Consider the following 18,890-nt stretch of genomic DNA (forward strand, 5'->3'; position numbering starts at 1 on the left):
ATGGCACGCAAGACCGTCCGCATCGGCGGCGCCTGCGCCTTCATCGGCGACAGCGTGCTCGGCCCGCAGCAACTGGCCGACGTGCCGGGCATGGAGTACCTGGTGTTCGACTACCTGGCGGAGATGACGCTGTCGAGCTTCGCGCATGCGCGCAAGTCGAATCCCGCCGCCGGCTATGCCGCCGACTTCGTCAACGTGGCGCTGCGCGCGGTGCTGCCGCGCTGCGTGCAGCGGGGCATCCGGCTGGTGGCCAATGCCGGCGGCCTCAACCCGCGTGGCTGCGCGCAGGCGATCGAGGCGCTGGCGCGCGAGCTGGGCTGCCGCGTGCGCGTCGCCTTCGTCGAGGGCGACGACTGCCTGGGCCTGATGCCGCAGCTGGCCGCCGAGGGCGCGGCGGACTTCTACACCGGCGCGCCCATGCCGCACGGGCTGGACAGCGCCAACGCCTACCTCGGCGCGGCGCCCATCGCGCGCGCGCTGGACAGGGGCGCGGACATCGTGGTCACGGGCCGCATCGTCGACAGCGCGGCCACGCTGGGCATCCTGATGCACGCGTTCGGCTGGGGCGCGGACGACCTGGACGCGCTGGCCGCCGGTTCGCTGGCGGGCCACGTGCTCGAATGCGGCGCGCAGGCCACCGGCGGCATCTTCACCGACTGGGCGTCGGTCCCCGGCTGGGAGCGCATCGGCTACCCGTTCGTGGACTGCGAGGCCGACGGCCGCTTCGTGGTGGGCAAGCCCGAGGGCAGCGGCGGCCTGCTGACCACCGCCACGGTGGGCGAGCAGATCCTGTACGAGGTGGGCGATCCGCGCAGCTATGTGCTGCCCGACGTCGTCTGCGACTTCAGCCAGGTCCGCGTCACCCAGGAGGGCCCCGACCGCGTCCGGGTGGAAGGCGCGCGCGGCCGCCCGGCGCCGGCGGCGTACAAGGTGTCGGCCACCTACCAGCAGGGCTTCCGCTGCATCGCCTCGCTGTCCGTCTTCGGCATCGACGCCGTGCCGAAGGCGCGCCGCACCGGCGAGGCGCTGCTGGCACGGGTGCGCGCCATGCTGGCGGCCCAGGGGCTGGACGACTTCGAGAAGGCGAGCGTCACCGTGCTGGGCGCGGAGGACGGCTACGGCCCGCACGCCCGCGACGGCCGCCTGCGCGAGGCGGTGGTGCGCATCGCGGCCTTGCACGCGGATGCGGCGGCGCTGGCGCTGCTGGCGCGCGAGGCGCGTGCGGCCGGCGTCTCGTTCGCTCCGGGCACCACCAGCGGCAGCGCCCTGAACCTCAACAGCAGCGCGCCGGTGGAGCCGCTGTACCGCCTGTTCTCGTGCCTGGTGGACAAGCATCGGCTGCCGCCGGCGCGCGTCGAACTGGACGGGCGCGTGGAAGAGGTGCCGGTGCCCGCCCCCGCGGCTGCCGCAACGTCACCGGAACCCGCGCCCGCCGGCGAGGCGGCCGCCACGCCGCGCTCCGACCGGCAGGTGCCGCTGATCGCCCTGGCGCACGCGCGCTCGGGCGACAAGGGCGACACGTCCAACATCGCCGTGCTCGCCCGGCGCCCGCAGGACCTGCCGCTGCTGCGCCGCGAGCTGACGCCGGAGCGCGTCGGCCGCCACCTGGCGCACCTGGTCAAGGGGTCGGTGTTCCGCTACGAGGTGCCGGGCCTGCACGCGCTGAACTTCCTGCTGCTGCAGTCGCTCGATGGCGGCGGCCCGACCTCGCTGCGCCCCGACCCGATGGGCAAGGGTTTGGCGCAGATGCTGCTGGAGATGCCGGTGCACGCGGACTGAGAAGCTGTGAACGAACCCGACATGCCCGCTCATCCCGCCCAAAGGCACGCACTCATCGTTGCAAATGCTCGCCATAGCCCGAGCTATGGCTGCGCCTTGCGCCTCGATTGCGCACCTTTGGACGGTCTGCTCGGCCACGCCGGATTCATTCACAGCTTCTGAAGCCGCGCACGCCTCAGGCCAGGATCGCGCCGGCCTCGCTCAAGGCCGCGCGCAGCGCCCCCGCCTGCACGCCGCGCGCGGCATCGTCGCCGGCCGCCGCCATCGCTGCAGCAGTCCCTGCGGCCTGCCCCACCGCCATGGAAATCGTCATGACCCGCACGGCGGCCAGCGCCTGGTGGGTCGCCGAGATGCCCCGGCCGGCCACCAGCGCGTTGTCCAGGCCCGCCGGGCAGAGGCTGCGGTAGGGGATCTGGTAAGCGTGGTCGTCGCCCAGCGCCGCGTATTCCAGCTCGCCCCCCGCAGCCGGATGGATGTCGATCGGGTACGCGCCCGCGGCGATCGCGTCCTCGAACGCGGCCGGCGCCAGCAGGTCGCCGGCCGTCAGCACGTGGTCGCCCTGCACCCGGCGCGTCTCGCGCACGCCCACCTGCGTGCCGAAGGCCAGCAGCCGCCCGGCATCGCAGCCCGGCACCTGCTCGCGCAGGTACTGCGCGGCGCGCCAGGCCTGCCGGCGGCCCTCGACCTCGGCGCGCCCCAGCGCCAGCGCATCGGTCGCGTCGACGGCCAGGCGGCTGATGTTGAACCAGCCGTCCTGCGAGAACGGATCGCGCGCCACGTGCAGCGCCGCGCGCGCCAGGGCGCCCGCCTCGTAGCCGCGCCGCGCCAGCGCGGCCAGCTCGGCGGGCGGCAGCGCGTCCAGCCGCCCGAAGTCGATCGGCCCGAAGCGGAACATCATCGTCGCCGGCTGCAGCGATTCGTCGTCGCCGAGGGCAAGGAAGGCCGCGCCCGCCTTCTGCATCGCGTCCATGTCGCCCGAGGCGTCCACCACTACGCAGGGCCGGATCTCCACCACGCCGCCCTTGGTCAACGCGCGCGCCCGCGCGATGCGGCGCCCTTCGCGCTCCACGTCCAGCAGGCTCGCGTGCAGCAGCAGTTGCACGCCCGCCTCGGTGGCCATGTCGTCCAGCACCAGCTTGAGCACCTCGGGCGCGTATTCCACGCGGTCCATGCGGTGCCCGGTGGACATGACGAAGACCTCGTGCGCGGCGGCGGCGCCGTAGGCGCGAAGCCGCTCGACCACCTCCTGCGCCAGCCCCGCCACCACCCGGCGCCCGCCGGCCGTCTGCCAGGAGTTGAACTGCGCGACCGCGCCGGCCGTCGCGTTGCCGCCGAGGAAGCCGTAGCGCTCCAGCAGCAGCACGCGCGCGCCGCGGCGGCCCGCCGCGACGGCCGCCATCGCGCCGGCCACCCCGCCGCCGCACACCAGCACGTCGGCCTGCATCGGCTGCGCCATCGATCAGCCCACCTTGATGCCGCGCTCGCGGATCACGGCCGCATAGCGGGCCGTCTCGTCCTGCAGGAAGCGCGCGGTCGCCTGCCGGCTCATGACGAACGGCGCCACGTTCTGCGCGGCGAAGCGGCTCTTGACCGTGTCGGAGGCCAGCGCCTGGCCGAGCAGGGTCTCCAGCTTCGCCAGGCCGTCCGCAGGGATGGTGTCCCTGGGCGCCAGCAGGGCCGCCCAGCCCTGCACCTCGAGCGCCGGATAGCCCAGCGAGCGCAGCGTCGGCACGCCCGGCAGTTCCGCCGCCGGCTGCGGCGACGACACGGCCAGCGCGCGCAGGCGGCCGGACTGGATGTGCGGCGCCACGCTGGGCAGGTTGAGGAAGCCGAAGTCCACCAGGCCGCTGATCATCTCCGGCAGCAGCGCGCTCTCGCCCTTGTAGGCCACCGGCGTGATCTGCACGCCGGCCTGCCCGGCGAAGATCTCGGAGGTCAGGTGCGCCAGCGAGCCGTTGCCGCTGTTGCCCGCCGCCATGCCCGGCTTGCGCTTCGCCAGCGCGATCAGGTCCTTGAGCGATTTGGCCTCGGAGCCGGCCGGCACCACCAGCACCAGCGGCTGCGCCGAGACCATGCCGATGGCGTCGAAGTCGCGCACCGGGTCGTAGCCGGCCTGCGGGTTCAGCGACGCGTTGATGAGCATGCTGTTGCTGGCCATCAGCAGCGTGTGGCCGTCGCGCGCCTGCGCCGCGGCGGTGACGCCGATGACGCTGCCCGCGCCCGGCTTGTTCTCCACGATCACGCCCTGCCCCAGCCCGGGCGCGAACAGGTCGGCCAGGACGCGGGCGGAGGAGTCGGCCCCGCCGCCGGGCGCGAAGGGCACGATGATGCGCACGGAGCGGGACGGCCACGGCGCGGCCGCGGCGGCGCGGCCCGCGAACGCGGCGGCCGCCAGCCCGGCCAGCACGGCCCGGCGGGAAAGAGCGGAAGAGTTCATCACCTCGTGTGTCTCCTGGTGTCGATCAGGTGCGGATGATCCCTTCCGCCGCCCATAGCATCAAATACCAATCCTCGGCCATCTCATAACATCACGTTATCCCGTCCCGGAGCACGCCATGAACCTGAGGCAGATCGAGGTATTCCGCGCCGTCATGCAGGCGGGCTCCGTCACCGACGCCGCGCGCCTGCTGCACGTGTCACAGCCGGGCGTCAGCCGCATGCTGGGGCACATCGAGCTGCAGCTGGGGCTGAGGCTGTTCGAGCGCAGCCACGGCAGGCTGCGCCCCACGCCCGAGGCGCGGGCGCTGCATGCCGAGGTCGAGCGCGTCTACCAGGGCGTGCAGCGCATCGAGCAGCGGGCGCACGACCTCAAGGCGGGCAGCGGCCTCGCGCTGCGCGTGCTCGCCAGCCCCAGCACGGCGCTGGAGGTCGTGCCGCGCGCCGTCTCGCAACTGGCGCTGCGCTTCCCGACGGCGCGCATCTACATGGAGACGCAACTGGTGCGCGAGATGGTGGGCCAGCTCACCCGCCACGAGGCGGACGTGGCCGTGTCCACCCTGCCGATCGACCACCCGCTGCTGACGGGGCAAGTGGTCGGCCGCTGGTCGCTGGCCTGCGTGTTCAGGCCCGACCACCCGCTGGCCGCGCGGCGCAGCATCTCGCTGCGGCAACTGAAGGACGAGCGCCTGATCGCCTTCAGCCCCGACACGCCCCAGGGCAAGCTGATCGCGCAGCACTGGCAGGACGACGAGCTGTCCCGCAGCGCCCGGATCGAGGTCCGCTCGGGCCAGGTGGCCTGCGCACTCGCGGCCTGCGGCGCCGGCGTCGCGGTCGTGGACGAACTCAGCGCGCGCGCCTGGAACAGCGACCGGCTGGCCTGCCGCCCCCTGCGCGCGAGCCCCTCCCATCGCGTCTTCGTCGTGCGGCACGCGCACGAGCCGCAGTCCGGCCTGGCGCTGGCCTTTCAGCAGGAGGTGGAGCGAGCGCTGCGGGCCGTGGCCCCGGCCGGCCGGGCCTGAGCGGCACGCAGGGCTCAGGCGGCGGCGGGCACGGTGCGCTGCACGGCCCGCGCCAGCGCTTCCAGCGCCTCGCCGCAGGGCGCCTGCACCTTCAGCGCCAGCAGCTCGTCGGCCCGCGTGCGCCCCAGGTTGACGGCCGCCACCGGCCGGCCCGCAGCCGCCGCGGCCTGCACGAAGCGAAAGCCCGAATACACCATCAGGGAGGAGCCGGCCACCAGCACCGCGTCGCAGCCGCGGACCGCCGCCATGCCGGCCTCGACGCGTTCGCGCGGCACGCTTTCGCCGAAGAACACCACGTCCGGCTTGAGCAGCCCGCCGCAGGCGGCGCAGGCCGGCACGCGGAAGGCGTCGAAGGCGTGCCCTTCCAGGTCCGCGTCGCCGTCGGGCGCGATGCCGGCCTCCAGCGCCGCCCAGTCGGGGTTGAGGGCGAGCAGCTCGTCCTGCAGCACGGCGCGCGGCAGGCGGGCCTCGCAGGCCATGCAACGCACCGTGTCGATGCGGCCGTGCAGGTCCAGCACGCGGCGGCTGCCTGCGGCATGGTGCAGGCCGTCCACGTTCTGCGTCAGCACCAGCGCGACGCGGCCGGCCTGTTCGAGCTGCGCCAGCGCCCGATGGGCCGCGCCGGGGTGCGCCCGCCCCATCACCCGCCAGCCGACCAGGCTGCGCGCCCAGTAGCGCCGCCGCACCGCCTCGCTGCCCATGAAGGCCCGGAAGTCCACCGGCGGGCTGCGCTTCCAGTCGCCGTTGGCGTCGCGGTAGTCGGGGATGCCGGACTCGGTGCTCACCCCCGCCCCGGTGAGCACCACCAGGCGCGGGTGGCGCAGCGCGAAGTCGGTCAGGGCGTCGAAGGGCGTGGACATGGCCCGCAGCATACGGCGCCGGCTGACAGCCATCCGCGCGCATGGCGTCACCGCGGTGTCATGCGCGGCGGCGATGATCCGGGAACATGTACCCGGAGTCACCATGAACGCATTCAGCGGCCAGGACGAGCTGGTCGAGCGCATCCGCCGCGACCTGATCGACGGCTACGACGAGGAACTGGAGCTGGAGATCGAGGACCGCACGCCCGACGAGGCGCTGGCCGCGCTCGAGGGCCGGCCGCAGGAGGGCCGGTCCGCCAGCGAGCGGCTGCACTACTTCCGCAGCCTGTTCGCGCTGCAGCGCGAGCTGGTCAAGCTGCAGGACTGGGTGGCGCAGACGAAGCAGAAGGTCGTGATCATCTTCGAGGGCCGCGACGCGGCCGGCAAGGGCGGCGCCATCAAGCGCGTGACGCAGCGCCTGAACCCGCGCCACTGCCGCGTGGTCGCCCTGCCCGCGCCGAACGACCGCGAGCGCACGCAGTGGTACTTCCAGCGCTACGCGGCGCACCTGCCGGCCGGCGGCGAGATCGTGATCTTCGACCGCAGCTGGTACAACCGCGCCGGCGTCGAGCGGGTGATGGGCTTCTGCACCGAGGACGAGGTGGAGGAGTTCTTCCGCTCCGTGCCGGAGTTCGAGCGCATGCTGGTGCGCTCGGGCATCAAGCTCATCAAGTACTGGTTCTCCATCACCGACGAGGAGCAGCACCTGCGCTTCCTCGGCCGCATCCACGACCCGCTCAAGCAGTGGAAGCTCAGCCCGATGGACCTGGAAAGCCGCCGCCGCTGGGAAGACTACACCGCCGCCAAGGAGACGATGCTGGAGCGCACCCACATCCCCGAGGCGCCGTGGTGGATCGTGCAGGCGGTGGACAAGAAGAAGGCGCGCCTGAACTGCATCGCGCACCTGCTGGCGCAGTTCGACTACAGCGAGGTCGAGCGCCCCGCCATCGTGCTGCCCGAGCGCGAGCGCCGGCCCGACTACGCCCGCCACCCGGTGCCCGCCGACATGTACGTGCCGGAGCAATACTGAAGTCCGCACCGCACAGCCGCGCAGCGCGGCCCTACGCAAGGGATGTGTGGCGTGCAAGTCACGCGCGAGGGTTGTCACGAACACGCGCCGCGCGGCGCCGATGGCATCGTGCCGCCATGACGCTGCGACGCCTGCTTACCGTGCTGGCCGCCGGCCTGCTCGCGGCCTGCGACGCCGGCAGCGGCTTCGGCGCTTCGCCGATGGCCGCCGCCGTGGTGCCGGGCCAGCGCGGCGCCGCGCCGGCCGAGGCCAACATGGCCTGCATCGGCGCCGGCGCCAAGGCCTTCGGCCGGCCCTGGCAGACCATCGTGCTGGGCGGCTCGCGCCCCGTCCGCCAGGGCGGCTACGAAGTGCAGATCACCAGCGGCCACGACCGCGCCCAGGCCGTGTGCACCGTCACCGGCGGCGGCCGGGTGCTGCGGCTGGACCCGGCCTGACGCTCAGCCAGGCGCCGCCGCGCCCAACGCATCGACCGGGATGCGCAGGTAGGCGATGCCGTTGTCCTCCGCCGCGGGCAGCCGCCCGCCGTGGATGTTGATCTGCAGCGAAGGAAGGATCAGCGCCGGCGCGCCCAGCGTGGCGTCGCGCGCCGTGCGCAGGGCGACGAAGGCCGCCTCGTCCACGCCGTCGTGCACGTGGATGTTGCGCGCCCGCTGCTCGGCCACCGTGCTGCGCCACTGCGGTCCGCGCGAAGGCGGCGGGTAGTCGTGGCAGACGTGGATCGCCGTGTGCGGCGGCAGGTCGAGCAGCCGGCGGATCGAGCGGTACAGGCGGTGCGCGTCGCCGCCGGGGAAGTCGGCCCGCGCCGTGCCCAGGTCGGGCATGAACAGCGTGTCGCCCACGAACACGTCGTCGCCGATGCGGTAGGCCATGTCCGCCGGCGTGTGGCCCGGCACCCATAGCGCCTCGATGCGCAGGCCGCCGAGTTCGATGGTCTCGCCGTCGCGCAGCAGGCGGTCGAAGGCCTCGGCGCCGGGCGCCTGCGACCCGCGCATGTTGAACAGCCGCGCGAAGCCGGCCTGCACCTCGCGGATGTGCTCGCCGATGGCGATGCGCCCGCCGGCCTGCGTTTGCAGGTGGCGCGCGCCCGACAGGTGGTCGGCATGCGCGTGCGTCTCGAGGATCCAGTCCAGCGCCAGCCCCTCCTCGCGCAGGCAGGCCAGCAGGCGCTCGACCGAGCGCGTGGCGGTGCGGCCGGAGGCGGCGTCGAAGTCGAGCACCGGGTCGATGGCGGCGGCTCGGCGGGTGGCGCGGTCCCACACCACGTAGGAGACGGTCCCGGTGGCCGTGTCGTGGAAGGCCCGGATGGCGGCGGCTGGCGTGTCCATGGTCGTGATGCACCTATCAATCTATGTTTTTATATAATATTTGAAAACAGACTGAATGTCATGAAAGCAACCGTCCATGCCGTCGATCCGGCCGCGCTGCACCAGGCCGCGGGCCGTGCCGTCGCCGTACTGAAACTGCTGGCCAACGAGGACCGGCTCCTGCTGCTGTGCCAGCTCTCGCAGGGCGAGGCCTGCGTCAGCGAGCTGGAAGGGCTGCTCGGCATCCGCCAGCCCACCCTGTCGCAGCAGCTGGGCGTGCTGCGCGCCGAAGGCGTGGTCGCCACGCGGCGCGAGGGCAAGAACATCTTCTACCGGCTCGCCGACCCCTCGCTGATGCAGGTGGTGGCGCTGCTGCATTCCCTGTATTGCCCGAAGGACGACGACGCATGACCCTCGACTGGACGCACTTCACGCCGTGGCGCTCGCTCGCCGGCGGCGCGCTCATCGGCCTGGCCGCCGCGGTGCTGCTGCTCGGCTGCGGCCGGGTGGCCGGCATCAGCGGCATCCTGGGCGGGCTGCTGCGGCCGCTGCGCGGCGAGTGGGCCTGGCGGCTGGCCTTCGTCGCCGGCCTGTTCGCATCGCCATGGCTCTTCGCGCTGGCCACCGCGCTGCCTGTGCCGCGCATCGAGGCCGGCGGCGGCGTGCTGGTGCTGGCGGGCCTGCTGGTGGGCCTGGGCACCCGCCTGGGCGGCGGCTGCACCAGCGGCCACGGCGTGTGCGGGCTGGCGCGGCTGTCGCCGCGCTCGCTCGCCGCCACGCTGGCCTTCATGGCGGCGGGCTTCGCCACGGTGTTCGTCGCCCGCCACGTGCTGGCCTGACATGGGAACGGCAACGATGCGCGTGATCGTCTCCCTGCTGGCCGGCCTGCTGTTCGGCCTCGGCCTGCTGCTCTCGGGCATGGCCGACCCGGGCAAGGTGCTCGGCTTCCTCGACCTGGCCGGCCGCTGGGACCCGTCGCTGGCCTTCGTCATGGCGGGCGCGGTCGGCGTGGCGCTGCCGGCCTTCGCGTGGGTGCGCCGGCGCGGCGCCGCGCTGTGCGGCGCACCGCTGCACCTGCCCGTAGCGCGCCGCATCGACCGGCGGCTGCTCGCCGGCAGCCTGCTCTTCGGCGCCGGCTGGGGCCTGGCCGGCTTCTGCCCGGGGCCGGCGCTGGTGGCACTGGGCATGGGGCTGCGCCCCGCCCTGCTCTTCGTCGCCGCGATGGCGGCGGGCATGCTGCTGTTCGAGGCCGCGCAGCGGCGCAGGCCCTAGCCCTCGGCGCCGATGCGGCGCAACGCGGCCGGGTCGCGCACCACCATGCGCTTGTAGCTCAGCTCGATGAGCCCCTCGTCCACCAGCGCGCCCAGCTCCTTGTTGATGGTCTGGCGCGACAGGCCGAGCATCGCGGCCAGGTCGTGCTGCGACAGGCGCACGCGCAGGTCCACGCCTTCCTGCTGCTGCAGGCCGTAGATCTCCACCAGGCCCGCCAGCGTCGCGGCCACGCGGCGGCGGATCGATCCGAGCGTCTGCGCCTGCAGCATCGCCACGCTCATCCGCTGGCGCCGCAGGCCCAGCCGCGCGACGTCGCGCCAGAGGATGGGCATGGCGTCCAGCACGGCGATCACCGCGTCGCTGGGCAGGTGGATGATGACGGAGTCCTCGTGGGCGTGGTAGTCGTAGGCCAGCGGCACGTCCTCCAGCAGGCGCACCACCGGCGCCACCTGCCCGGGCCCCAGCAGGGCGTTGACGTACTTGCGCCCGAGGTCGCTCACGCTGCTGATCTCCAGGCAGCCCGACACCACCACCAGCAGCTCGCGCCGGTGGCGGTCGTGCGAGAGCACCTGCGTGCGCCGCCGGTACCGCTCCATCCGCGCCGACTTGAGCAGCTCCTCGCGCTGCGCGTCCGGCCAGTGCGAGAACAGCTCGTTCCACTGCAGTGCGCGCGCCATCAGCGCGTCGTCGCCGGCTGCACGGACGGGGCGCTTGCGCGAGGGCATGGGAAGGAAGGGGTGCGGATGCCGGCAGGCGGGTCGTGGCCGGATCTGTCGGCGCATTGACAGATTCCGGACGCCCTCGTTTCTATCGTACGAAGGCCCGCTCAACAAGCACACACCCAGGCAGCGCAGCCCGCGCATGCCGCCAAGGAGACACACCCATGAGATCGGCCTTCGCCGCAGCCTGCGCGCTCGCGGCCTCCTCCCTTGCCTGCGCGCAGAGCAACGTGACCATCTTCGGCACGGTGGACCTGTTCGTGGCGCACGCCCGCTCGGGCAGCACGTCCTGGACGAAGCTGTCGGACGGCGGCAACGCCGCCTCGCGCATCGGCTTTCGCGGCAGCGAGGACCTGGGCAGCGGCCTGGAGGCGCACTTCATGCTCGAAGGCGGCTTCTCGCCCGACACCGGCGAGGGCAACCTGCCCGGCCCGGCGATCTCCTTCACCCGCCAGTCCTACGTCGGCCTGACGGGCCCCTGGGGCCAGATCGACGCGGGGCGGATGTACACGCCGCTGTTCTTCACGCTGTTCCGCGGCGATCCGTACGGCGTGAACTCGGTGTTCTCGCCGCTCGTCGCGGTCTTCTCCAACGACGCCCAGCCCGGCGCCCTGCCCCTGGCGGCGCGCGCGAGCAACATGATCCGCTACCGCACGCCGGCCAGGAGCGAGTTCTTCGCCGACATCGCCTACGCGCCCGGCGAGGCGAGCGAGCCCAGCCGCCGCAGCGGCGACCTGTACGGCGCCTCCGTGGGCTGGGCGCGCAAGCCCTACTACGTCTCCTACGCGATCCAGAAGGCGCGCTCGGGCTCGGCCGCGGCGCCGGTCGCCTCGCCCTCCACCACCACGCACCAGGCCGTCAGCGGCTCCTACGAGTTCTCGAACCTGCGGGTGTACGGGACGTACTCGACCGCCTCCACCGACCTGCCCGGCGTGCCGCGCTCGCGCGCGGCCAGCCTGGGCGCGCAGTACACGATCACGCCCGCTTCCAACGTGCTGTTCGAGATCGTGCAGCGCAAGGTCCGCGGCACCGACCGCGCGCAACTGGCCTGGACGCTGGGCTACGACCACTACCTGAGCAAGCGCACGGCCGTGTACGGCCGCCTGCTGCGCCTGGAGAACCGCGGCAGGTCCTCCGTGTCGCTGGCCGGCGTGCGGGTGGACGCCAACAGCGGCAACGACGTGCGCGTCATCGCCGCCGGCATCCGCCACTCCTTCTGACCACGCTTCCTCGACGCGCCATGAATCCACCTGTCTTCGAGACCGACTCGCTGTCCGCCCTGTTCTCGCCACGCGCGATCGCGGTGGTGGGCGCGTCGTCCAGCCCGCAGAAGATCGGCGGCATCCCGATCGACTACGCGCGCCGCTTCGGCTTCGAGGGCGCGCTGTACGCGGTCAACCCCAGGGCCGCGCAGGTCCAGGGGCTGCCCGCGCACACCAGCCTGCGCGCCATCGGCGAGCCGGTCGACCTGGCCATCCTCGCCGTGCCCGCGGCACTGGTGGGCGACGCGCTGGAGGACGCCATCGCGGCCGGCGTGAAGGGCGTGGTGCTGTTCTCCTCCGGCTTCGCCGAGACGGGCGCCGAGGGCGCGGCGGCGCAGGCGCGGCTGGCGGCGCGCGCGCGCTCGGCCGGCGTGCGGCTGATCGGCCCGAACTGCCTGGGCCTGATGAACCTGCGCCGCAATGTCTACGCCACCTTCTCGCCGGCGCCGGGCGTGGGCCGGGTGGCGCCGGGACGCATCGGGCTGGTGAGCCAGTCGGGCGCCTTCGGCGCGTATGCCTACGCCATGGCGCGCGAGCGCGGCGTCGGCCTCTCGCTGTGGGCCACCACAGGCAACGAGGCCGACGTGCAGCTGGCCGACTGCCTGGCCTGGCTGGCGCAGGACGAGGGCACCGACGTCATCATGGCCTACATGGAAGGCTGCCGCGACGGCGAGCGCCTGCGCGCCGCGCTCGCGCTGGCGCAGGCGCGCGGCAAGCCGGTGGTGATGGTCAAGATCGGCAGCACCGACCTCGGCGCGCAGGCGGCCGCCTCGCACACCGCGGCGCTGGCCGGCGACGACGCGGTGTACGACGCCGTGTTCCGCCGCTACGGCGTGCTGCGCGCGCACAGCCTCACGGAGTTCTTCAACCTGGCCCACAGCGCCGCCGTGGCCGGCCGGCCGCAGGGCAACTCCATCGGCCTCTTCACGCTCTCGGGCGGCGTCGGCGCGCTGATGGCCGACGACGCGGCGGCCGAGGGACTGGACGTGCCGCCGCTGAGCGACGCCGCACAGGCCACCCTGCGCGAGTGGGTGCCCTTCGCCGCGCCGCGCAACCCGGTGGACATCACCGGCCAGGTGACCAACGACCTGAGCCTGATGGAGCGCAGCGCGCGCCTGATGCTGGACGACGGCCGCTTCGCGTCGTGGATGGGCTTCCTGGCCGCCGCCGGCGCGTCGGACGCCTTCTGGCCCGTGCTGCGCGAGCTGGTCGCATCACTGCGCGCCGCCTACCCCGGCACGCTGCTGGCCATCAGCACCCTGCTCGCGCCCGAGCGGCGCGCCGAGATCGAGTCGATGCGCTGCCTGGTGTTCGCCGATCCGTCGGAAGGCATCCGCACCATCGCCAAGCTCGCGCGCCTGCCGCAGCCCGGCGAGGCGGCACTACCCCTGCCGTCCGCCGCCGCATCGGGCGCCACCATCCATCTGCCGTCCGGCACGCTGGGCGAACCCGAGGCGCTGGCGCTGCTGGAGCGCGCCGGCGTGCCCGTCGTCGCCCACCGCCTGGCGCACGACGCCGACGCCGCCGCGCGGGCCGCGGAGGCGCTGGGCTTCCCCGTCGCGCTGAAGATCGCCAGCGCCGACATCCCGCACAAGTCCGACGTCGGCGGCGTGGCCCTCGGCCTGCAGGACGCCGCGCAGGCCCGCCACGCCTTCGACCGGACGCAGGCCGGTGCCCGCCGCGCACGTCCCGATGCGCGCCTGGACGGCGCCCTCGTCGCGCGCATGGTCGGCGGCGGCGCCGAGTGCATCGCCGGCGTGCACCGCGACCCGGTGTTCGGGCCGGTGCTGATGTTCGGCCTGGGCGGCATCCACGTGGAAACGCTGCGCGACGTCTCGCTGCGCGTGCTGCCCGTCACGCGCGAGGACGCCCTGTCGATGGTGCGCGAGCTGCGCGCCTTCCCGATCCTGGCCGGCGCGCGCGGACGCCCCGCGGCGGACCTGGACTCGATCGCCGACGCACTGTGCGCGCTGGCGGACTTCGCCCTGCGCGCCGGCGACTCGCTCGCCAGCGTGGAGATCAACCCGCTGATCGCCCGCTCGCGGGCCGAGGGCGGCTGCGTGGCGGTGGACGCGCTGGTCGTCGGCCGCAGCGGCGCACCCGCCCCCCACTGACACGACAAGAGAAAGAGAGACGAGCCATGAAGACATCCGCACGCCCCCTGGCCCTGCTCGGCCTCGCCGCGCTCGGCCTGGCCGCCGGCGGCGCCGCCGCGCAGAACGCCTACCCCGCCAAGCCGGTGCGCATCATCGTGCAGTACCAGGCCGGCGGCTCGGCCGACGCGCTGGCCCGCCTCGTCGCCGAAAGCCTGTCCAAGCGCCTCGGGCAGCCGGTGCTGGTGGAGAACCGCAGCGGCGCCGGCGGCATCATCGGCACCGACTACGTGGCCAAGAGCCCGCCCGACGGCTACACCCTGCTCTTGACGGTGCCCGGCCCCATCACCGCCAACCTGGCGCTGTACAGGAAGCTGCCCTACGACCCGCGCACCGAGTTGCGCATGGTCTCGGACATCGCCCGCACCCGCACCGTGATGGCGGTGCATCCCTCGGTGCCTGCGAAGAACTTCAAGGAACTCATCGCCGCCGTCAAGGCCGCGCCGGGCAAGTACGCCATGGGCTCCTGGGGGCCGGGCACGCAGCCGCACCAGGCGCAGGTGTTCATGGACAAGGCCTACGGCCTGCAGACCGTGCACGTGGCCTACAAGGGCGAAGCGCCGATGTCGGTGGACCTGATGGGAGGGGTCATCCAGATGACCATCGGCTCGGTCACCACGCTGCAGCCGCAGATCACGGCCGGCAAGCTGCGCGCCATCGCGATGGCCGGGCCCAACCGCTCCAGGATGCTGCCCGACGTGCCCACCTTCGCCGAGCAGGGCTTCAAGGACGACATCTACATGGTCACCGCGCCGACCTCGCTGATGGCGCCGGCGAAGACCCCCGACGCCATCGTCGAGCGGCTGGGCCGCGACGTGGCCGCCGTGGTCCGGGAGCCCGAGGTGCAGCGCCGCATCGAGGAGATGGGCGCCGAGCCCATCGGCAACACGCCGGCCGAGGCCACCGCCGCCTACCAGGCCTTCCTGCCCATCTCGCTCAAGCTGACCCAGGCCACCGGCGTCACGCTGGACTGACACACCGCACCCAAGGAGAAAGCACCATGACCCCGACCGCCCCCTCGCAGGCCGAAGCCCGCCGCGCCATGGCCCGCTCCATCGGCCTCGCCGCCTTCGTCTACGGCTACCCGCTGACCGAGACCTACCGCACCTGCGCCATGCAGACCGCACCGCAGGCGCAGCGCCGCACCGGCGCCTCGGCCGGCTCCGACGTGCGCGCGCCGATGAACACGATGCACTTCGCGCCGCGTCCCTCGACGCACGAGGACCGCGACGTCGTCACCCCCGCCAACGACCTGCTCTACGCGATGGCCTGGGTCCACCTGGCCGACGGCCCGATGCTGCTGACGGTGCCGGCGTCGGCGCGCCACCCCGGCCGCTACTTCGTGCTGCCGCTGTACGACGCCTACACCGAGAACTTCGAGAACCTGGGTCCGCGCAACTGCAACCCCGAGGGCGAGGTCGTCGTGCTGATCGGCCCCGACGGCCAGATGCCGGCCTCGCTCGAAGGCCACCGCGTGGTGCGCTGCCCGACCGACCTGGTCTGGCTGATCGGCCGCATCCTGGTGGGCGACGAGAGCGACTGGCCCGCCGCCCGCGCGCTGCAGGCCGAGATCCGCCTGGCGCCCGCACGCGGCACCACGCCGCGCGGCCGCCCGGCGGCGATCGAGCAGTGGGCCGGCGAGCCGGTCGACGCGATGGCCGCCGCCTTCGAGCACGGCGAGCCCGCCGCCGAGGTGGCGCCGCGCTTCTTCACCAACTTCTGCCATGCGCTGGCCGAGGCGCCGGGCCGGGTGGAAGACCGCGGCCTGGTGGCCTGGTTCGCCCAAGGCGGGCTGGTGCCCGACGCCGCCTTCTCGTGGGACGCGCTGGACGAGGCGGTGCGCGAGGGCCTGGTCGAGGGCTTCGCCGAAGGCGTGAACGTGGTGGCCGCCGTGGGCCGCAACCGCCGCCCCAAGCCCTGGGCGATGACGCCGGCCACCGGCCGCTACGGCAACGAGTTCCTGGGCCGCGCGCGCACCGCCTACCTGGGCCTGGGCGCGCTGGCCACCAGCGAGGCGGTGTACGCCGCCGCACACTACGACGCGGTGCAGGAGCCGCTGGACGGCAGCCGGCGCTACGTCATGCGCTTCGACGCCGCCGACATGCCGCCGGCCGACGCCTTCTGGTCGGTGACGATGTACGACGCCGACCGCTTCCTCTACCCCAACGAGATCAGGCGCCACGCCATCGGCGACCGCACGCCGGGCCTGAAGCGCAACGGCGACGGCAGCCTGGAGATCGAGGTGAGCCACGCGCGCCCGGCCGACACCGCCAACTGGCTGCCCGCCCCGGCCGGCCGCTTCTACCTGATCCTGCGCATGTACTACCCGCGCGAGGGCGTGCAGAGCTGGCGCATCCCGCCGCTGCAGGCGCAGGAGGCCTGAGCCATGAGCGCCGCCCGGCCGCTCCGAAGGCGCTCGCCCCCGCAGTCCGAAGGACGGAGGGTCCAGTGACCATGACCGACCTGCACGCGCTGGCCGAGGAGGCGGTGGTCTACGCCTGGCCGCTGCACGAGATGAGCCGCATGCGCGCGGCCACCTCGCCGCGCCGCACCGAGGCGGGCGAGGAAGCACCGCCGCCCGCGCGCTGGTGCAACCTCTTCACCCACTCGCGGCAGCTGCTGCGCGCCGGCACCAGCCGCGTGGTGACGCCCAACAACGACACGCTCTACACCAACGCCTGGCTCGACCTGGGCGACGGCCCGCTGGTCATCGACGTGCCCGACACCGCCGGCCGCTACTACGTGCTGGGGCTGCTGGACTTCTACACCAACCCCTTCGCCCACATCGGCCAGCGGCTGACAGGCACCGCGGCGCGCGCCTTCGTCGTCACGCCGCCCGGCTGGCAGGGCGAACTGCCGGCGGCGTTCGACGCACCCGGCGCACGCATCGCGGCGCCGACGCGCTGGCTGTGGGTGATCGGCCGCATCCTGGTGGACGGCCCGCAGGACGTGCCGGCCGTGAATGCGCTGCAGGATGGCTTCACCGTGCGGCCGCTGGCCGACTGGCAGGCGGGCGCGCCGCCCCGGCCGCGCGCCTTCGATCCGGCCTGCGACCCGAAGGCGCCGCTCACGGCCGGCCACTTCGCCGCCCAGGTGAACGCGGCCCTGCGCGACAACCCGCCGCCGACGCACGAATTCGCCCTGCTCGCGCGCCTGGCCGCGGCCGGCATCGGGCCCGGCGCGGCGCCGCTGGACGACGCGCAGCGCGAGGCCCTGCAGGCCGCGCTGGACACCGTGCTGCCGCGCCTGCGCGCCGCGCAGTCGGGCCGGCGGTTGCCCTCCGGCTGGATCCAGCCGCGCGTGGTCGAGGGCAGCTTCGGCGACGACCCCCTGGGCCGCGCGCAGATCGCGCTCAAGTACATCGGCATGCTGGAAAGCCGCGAGGCCACCTATCCGCTGGCCTGGCACGACGCGCAGGGCCGCCCGCTGCACGGCGGCGCGCGCTACCGGTTGCGATTCGCGCCGGGCATGCTGCCGCCGGTCGACGCCTTCTGGTCGATCACGATGTACGGCGCCGGCGACTACATGCTGGTGGACAACCCCATCGACCGCTACGCCATCGGCGATCGCACGCCGGGCCTGCGCCGCGACGCGGACGGCGGCCTGACGATCCACCTGCAGCACACGCAGCCCGCCGGCGAGGCCGCACGCGCCAACTGGCTGCCCGCACCGGCCGGCGAGTTCTACCTGTGCCTGCGCGCCTACGTGCCGCGCGAGGAGATGGTCGACGGCCGCTACGCGCTGCCGCCGCTGGAGCGCGCGGACGAGAACAAGGAAACACCATGAGCACCCACGACGACGACAAGCCCTTCCTCATCACCGGCACCGGCAGCGAGACGGTGGCGCCGGGCCTGCACATCCTGCGCGGCCAGGGCCAGTCCTTCGTGGCCGAGACCGACGCCGGCCTGGTGGTGATCGACGCCGGCCCCGGCGGCGGCGTGACGCGCGGCATGATCGACAGCCTGCGCAAGATCAGCGACGCGCCGGTGCACGCCCTCGTCTACAGCCACGGCCACATCGGCTACAACGCCGGCGTGCCCGAGTGGCTGGCCCATGCGCAGCAGCGTGGCGACCCGGCCCCGCGCGTGATCGCCCACCGCAACGTGCCGCGCCGCTACGCCCGCTACCGCGAGACGCAGGCGCTGCAGCACCGCATGGCCGAGGTGCAGTTCAACCGCTCGCCCGGCTTCTTCGAGCACCGCCTCACGATGCACGCGCCGACCGAGACCTTCGACGAGCGCCTCGTCATCGGCAGCGGCGACCGGCGCATCGAGCTGTTCTGGGCGCCCTCGGAGACCGACGACGCCATCGCGCTGTGGAGCCCCGCGCAGCGCGTGCTGTACGGCGGCCCCTCGCTGCTGGACTCCATCCCCAACATCGGCACGCCCTTCCGCACGCTGCGCGACACGGTGCGCTGGGCCGAGACGCTGGAGGCGATGGCCGCGCTCAGGCCGCTCAAGGCGGTGCGCGAGTTCGGCCCGGTGATCGAGGGCGAAGACGCGGTGCAGCGCGTGCTGGGCCACACCGCCCGCGCCCTGCGCTGGCTGCGCGCGGAGGTGGTGGCGCTGATGAACGAGGGGCTGAACGAGCAGCAGGTCCTGGCGCGCATCCGCTTCCCCGACGAGCTGTTCGCCGCCCCGTGGATGAAGCCCACCTACGGCGACCCGAGCTACATCGTGCGCGACATCTACCGCTCGGAGAACGGCTGGTGGGACCGCAACCCCACCACCCTGCACCCCGAGGCGCCCGAGGCGGTGGCCGAGGCGGTGGCCGCCGCCATCAGCGACAAGGCCGGCCTGGTCGCCAGCGCCCGCGCGCTGGCCGGCGCGGGCCAGTGGCAGCTGGCGCTGCACGTCATCGACCTGCTGGCCACCGCGCCCGGCGACGCCCCCGAGATCGTCGAGGCCCGCTCGCTCAAGGCCGCCTGGCTGCGCGAGCGCGCCGGGCAGGTGCAGAGCTACGTGTCGCGCAACCTGTACCGCGTGAGCGCCGAGATGATCGAGCAAGGCACCCAGGCGCGCTTCGGCATCCGCTGAGCAGCGGCGCGCCC

18 protein-coding genes are annotated in these 18,890 nt (G+C 73.6%); 13 read left to right on the forward strand and 5 right to left on the reverse strand.

The window, feature by feature from the left end:
- Positions 1-1,779 (forward strand): acyclic terpene utilization AtuA family protein, encoded by a 1,779-nt coding sequence (locus Q392_RS14740; RefSeq protein ID WP_038209093.1) that lies wholly within the window; start codon positions 1-3, stop codon positions 1,777-1,779.
- Positions 1,780-1,954: 175 nt separating this feature from the next.
- Here Q392_RS14740 and Q392_RS14745 read toward each other — a convergent pair whose 3' ends face one another.
- Together Q392_RS14745 and Q392_RS14750 are read right to left on the reverse strand one after the other, a co-directional pair.
- The gene (locus Q392_RS14745) at positions 1,955-3,235 is read right to left on the reverse strand and encodes an FAD-dependent oxidoreductase (protein WP_038209096.1); all 1,281 of its coding nucleotides are present in this window, start codon (positions 3,233-3,235) and stop codon (positions 1,955-1,957) included.
- A gap of 3 nt (positions 3,236-3,238) precedes the next feature.
- Complete coding sequence (locus tag Q392_RS14750) at positions 3,239-4,216, reverse strand: Bug family tripartite tricarboxylate transporter substrate binding protein (RefSeq protein WP_038209099.1); 978 nt, start codon at positions 4,214-4,216, stop codon at positions 3,239-3,241.
- A gap of 118 nt (positions 4,217-4,334) precedes the next feature.
- Here Q392_RS14750 and Q392_RS14755 point away from each other — a divergent pair, with 118 nt between their 5' ends.
- Complete coding sequence (locus Q392_RS14755) at positions 4,335-5,237, forward strand: LysR family transcriptional regulator (RefSeq protein ID WP_038209113.1); 903 nt, start codon at positions 4,335-4,337, stop codon at positions 5,235-5,237.
- Between the two features lie 14 nt (positions 5,238-5,251).
- On the opposite strand, the gene Q392_RS14760 is transcribed toward Q392_RS14755, so the two are convergent.
- Positions 5,252-6,097: an NAD-dependent protein deacetylase gene (locus tag Q392_RS14760; protein ID WP_038209248.1), complete on the reverse strand. Its 846-nt coding sequence runs from the start codon at positions 6,095-6,097 to the stop codon at positions 5,252-5,254.
- A 103-nt stretch (positions 6,098-6,200) separates the two neighbouring features.
- Between Q392_RS14760 and ppk2 the strand changes: the two genes are divergently transcribed.
- Positions 6,201-7,127 (forward strand): polyphosphate kinase 2, encoded by a 927-nt coding sequence (ppk2, locus tag Q392_RS14765; RefSeq protein WP_038209116.1) that lies wholly within the window; start codon positions 6,201-6,203, stop codon positions 7,125-7,127.
- A 116-nt stretch (positions 7,128-7,243) separates the two neighbouring features.
- On the forward strand, positions 7,244-7,564 hold the full coding sequence (locus Q392_RS14770; RefSeq protein WP_038209119.1) for a hypothetical protein: 321 nt from the start codon (positions 7,244-7,246) through the stop codon (positions 7,562-7,564).
- Positions 7,565-7,567: 3 nt separating this feature from the next.
- Here Q392_RS14770 and Q392_RS14775 read toward each other — a convergent pair whose 3' ends face one another.
- Positions 7,568-8,455, reverse strand: a complete 888-nt coding sequence (locus Q392_RS14775) for an MBL fold metallo-hydrolase (RefSeq protein ID WP_038209122.1) — start codon at positions 8,453-8,455, stop codon at positions 7,568-7,570.
- Positions 8,456-8,515: 60 nt separating this feature from the next.
- On the opposite strand from Q392_RS14775, the gene Q392_RS14780 reads away from it, so the two are divergent.
- The 3 genes from Q392_RS14780 to Q392_RS14790 are packed head-to-tail and all read left to right on the forward strand — an operon-like array spanning position 8,516 to position 9,706.
- Positions 8,516-8,845 (forward strand): ArsR/SmtB family transcription factor, encoded by a 330-nt coding sequence (locus Q392_RS14780; protein ID WP_038209138.1) that lies wholly within the window; start codon positions 8,516-8,518, stop codon positions 8,843-8,845.
- Positions 8,842-9,273, forward strand: a complete 432-nt coding sequence (locus Q392_RS14785) for a YeeE/YedE family protein (RefSeq protein WP_038209141.1) — start codon at positions 8,842-8,844, stop codon at positions 9,271-9,273. Before Q392_RS14780 ends, Q392_RS14785 begins: the two co-directional genes overlap by 4 nt.
- Positions 9,274-9,289: 16 nt before the next feature.
- A complete protein-coding gene (locus Q392_RS14790) occupies positions 9,290-9,706 on the forward strand; it encodes a YeeE/YedE family protein (protein WP_038209144.1) in 417 nt (138 codons plus the stop codon).
- Here Q392_RS14790 and Q392_RS14795 read toward each other — a convergent pair.
- Positions 9,703-10,488 carry a Crp/Fnr family transcriptional regulator gene (locus Q392_RS14795; protein ID WP_245610721.1) on the reverse strand — a complete coding sequence of 262 codons (786 nt, stop codon included), beginning with the start codon at positions 10,486-10,488 and terminating at the stop codon, positions 9,703-9,705. The genes Q392_RS14790 and Q392_RS14795 overlap by 4 nt on opposite strands.
- A 101-nt stretch (positions 10,489-10,589) precedes the next feature.
- On the opposite strand from Q392_RS14795, the gene Q392_RS14800 reads away from it, so the two are divergent.
- From Q392_RS14800 to Q392_RS14825, 6 genes are all read left to right on the forward strand, one after another.
- Positions 10,590-11,645 (forward strand): porin, encoded by a 1,056-nt coding sequence (locus Q392_RS14800; protein WP_038209147.1) that lies wholly within the window; start codon positions 10,590-10,592, stop codon positions 11,643-11,645.
- Between the two features lie 20 nt (positions 11,646-11,665).
- Complete coding sequence (locus Q392_RS14805; RefSeq protein ID WP_038209150.1) at positions 11,666-13,801, forward strand: acetate--CoA ligase family protein; 2,136 nt, start codon at positions 11,666-11,668, stop codon at positions 13,799-13,801.
- 26 nt (positions 13,802-13,827) lie between these two features.
- Positions 13,828-14,814 (forward strand): Bug family tripartite tricarboxylate transporter substrate binding protein, encoded by a 987-nt coding sequence (locus tag Q392_RS14810; RefSeq protein WP_038209153.1) that lies wholly within the window; start codon positions 13,828-13,830, stop codon positions 14,812-14,814.
- A 26-nt stretch (positions 14,815-14,840) separates the two neighbouring features.
- The gene (locus tag Q392_RS14815) at positions 14,841-16,223 is read left to right on the forward strand and encodes a DUF1254 domain-containing protein (protein WP_038209157.1); all 1,383 of its coding nucleotides are present in this window, start codon (positions 14,841-14,843) and stop codon (positions 16,221-16,223) included.
- A 71-nt stretch (positions 16,224-16,294) separates the two neighbouring features.
- Positions 16,295-17,626: a DUF1254 domain-containing protein gene (locus Q392_RS14820; protein WP_038209262.1), complete on the forward strand. Its 1,332-nt coding sequence runs from the start codon at positions 16,295-16,297 to the stop codon at positions 17,624-17,626.
- Entirely contained in the window at positions 17,623-18,876 is a 1,254-nt protein-coding gene (locus Q392_RS14825) for an alkyl sulfatase dimerization domain-containing protein (protein WP_038209159.1), read from the forward strand. The genes Q392_RS14820 and Q392_RS14825 overlap by 4 nt, the downstream gene beginning before the upstream one ends.
- Positions 18,877-18,890 lie beyond the last annotated feature (14 nt).

The sequence above is a fragment of the Xenophilus azovorans DSM 13620 genome, assembly GCF_000745855.1.
Classification (GTDB): domain Bacteria; phylum Pseudomonadota; class Gammaproteobacteria; order Burkholderiales; family Burkholderiaceae_C; genus Xenophilus; species Xenophilus azovorans.

What these genes read in the sequence shown, in the direction of transcription:
- Q392_RS14745 (WP_038209096.1), bottom strand. Translation starts at nt 3,235, where the DNA reads ATGGCGCAGCCGATGCAGGCCGACGTGCTGGTGTGCGGCGGCGGGGTG.
- Q392_RS14770 (WP_038209119.1), top strand. Translation starts at nt 7,244, where the DNA reads ATGACGCTGCGACGCCTGCTTACCGTGCTGGCCGCCGGCCTGCTCGCG.
- ppk2 (WP_038209116.1), top strand. Translation starts at nt 6,201, where the DNA reads ATGAACGCATTCAGCGGCCAGGACGAGCTGGTCGAGCGCATCCGCCGC.
- Q392_RS14790 (WP_038209144.1), top strand. Translation starts at nt 9,290, where the DNA reads ATGCGCGTGATCGTCTCCCTGCTGGCCGGCCTGCTGTTCGGCCTCGGC.
- Q392_RS14785 (WP_038209141.1), top strand. Translation starts at nt 8,842, where the DNA reads ATGACCCTCGACTGGACGCACTTCACGCCGTGGCGCTCGCTCGCCGGC.
- Q392_RS14775 (WP_038209122.1), bottom strand. Translation starts at nt 8,455, where the DNA reads ATGGACACGCCAGCCGCCGCCATCCGGGCCTTCCACGACACGGCCACC.
- Q392_RS14755 (WP_038209113.1), top strand. Translation starts at nt 4,335, where the DNA reads ATGAACCTGAGGCAGATCGAGGTATTCCGCGCCGTCATGCAGGCGGGC.
- Q392_RS14820 (WP_038209262.1), top strand. Translation starts at nt 16,295, where the DNA reads ATGACCGACCTGCACGCGCTGGCCGAGGAGGCGGTGGTCTACGCCTGG.
- Q392_RS14750 (WP_038209099.1), bottom strand. Translation starts at nt 4,216, where the DNA reads ATGAACTCTTCCGCTCTTTCCCGCCGGGCCGTGCTGGCCGGGCTGGCG.
- Q392_RS14815 (WP_038209157.1), top strand. Translation starts at nt 14,841, where the DNA reads ATGACCCCGACCGCCCCCTCGCAGGCCGAAGCCCGCCGCGCCATGGCC.
- Q392_RS14805 (WP_038209150.1), top strand. Translation starts at nt 11,666, where the DNA reads ATGAATCCACCTGTCTTCGAGACCGACTCGCTGTCCGCCCTGTTCTCG.
- Q392_RS14760 (WP_038209248.1), bottom strand. Translation starts at nt 6,097, where the DNA reads ATGTCCACGCCCTTCGACGCCCTGACCGACTTCGCGCTGCGCCACCCG.
- Q392_RS14780 (WP_038209138.1), top strand. Translation starts at nt 8,516, where the DNA reads ATGAAAGCAACCGTCCATGCCGTCGATCCGGCCGCGCTGCACCAGGCC.
- Q392_RS14825 (WP_038209159.1), top strand. Translation starts at nt 17,623, where the DNA reads ATGAGCACCCACGACGACGACAAGCCCTTCCTCATCACCGGCACCGGC.
- Q392_RS14800 (WP_038209147.1), top strand. Translation starts at nt 10,590, where the DNA reads ATGAGATCGGCCTTCGCCGCAGCCTGCGCGCTCGCGGCCTCCTCCCTT.
- Q392_RS14740 (WP_038209093.1), top strand. Translation starts at nt 1, where the DNA reads ATGGCACGCAAGACCGTCCGCATCGGCGGCGCCTGCGCCTTCATCGGC.
- Q392_RS14795 (WP_245610721.1), bottom strand. Translation starts at nt 10,488, where the DNA reads ATGCGCCGACAGATCCGGCCACGACCCGCCTGCCGGCATCCGCACCCC.
- Q392_RS14810 (WP_038209153.1), top strand. Translation starts at nt 13,828, where the DNA reads ATGAAGACATCCGCACGCCCCCTGGCCCTGCTCGGCCTCGCCGCGCTC.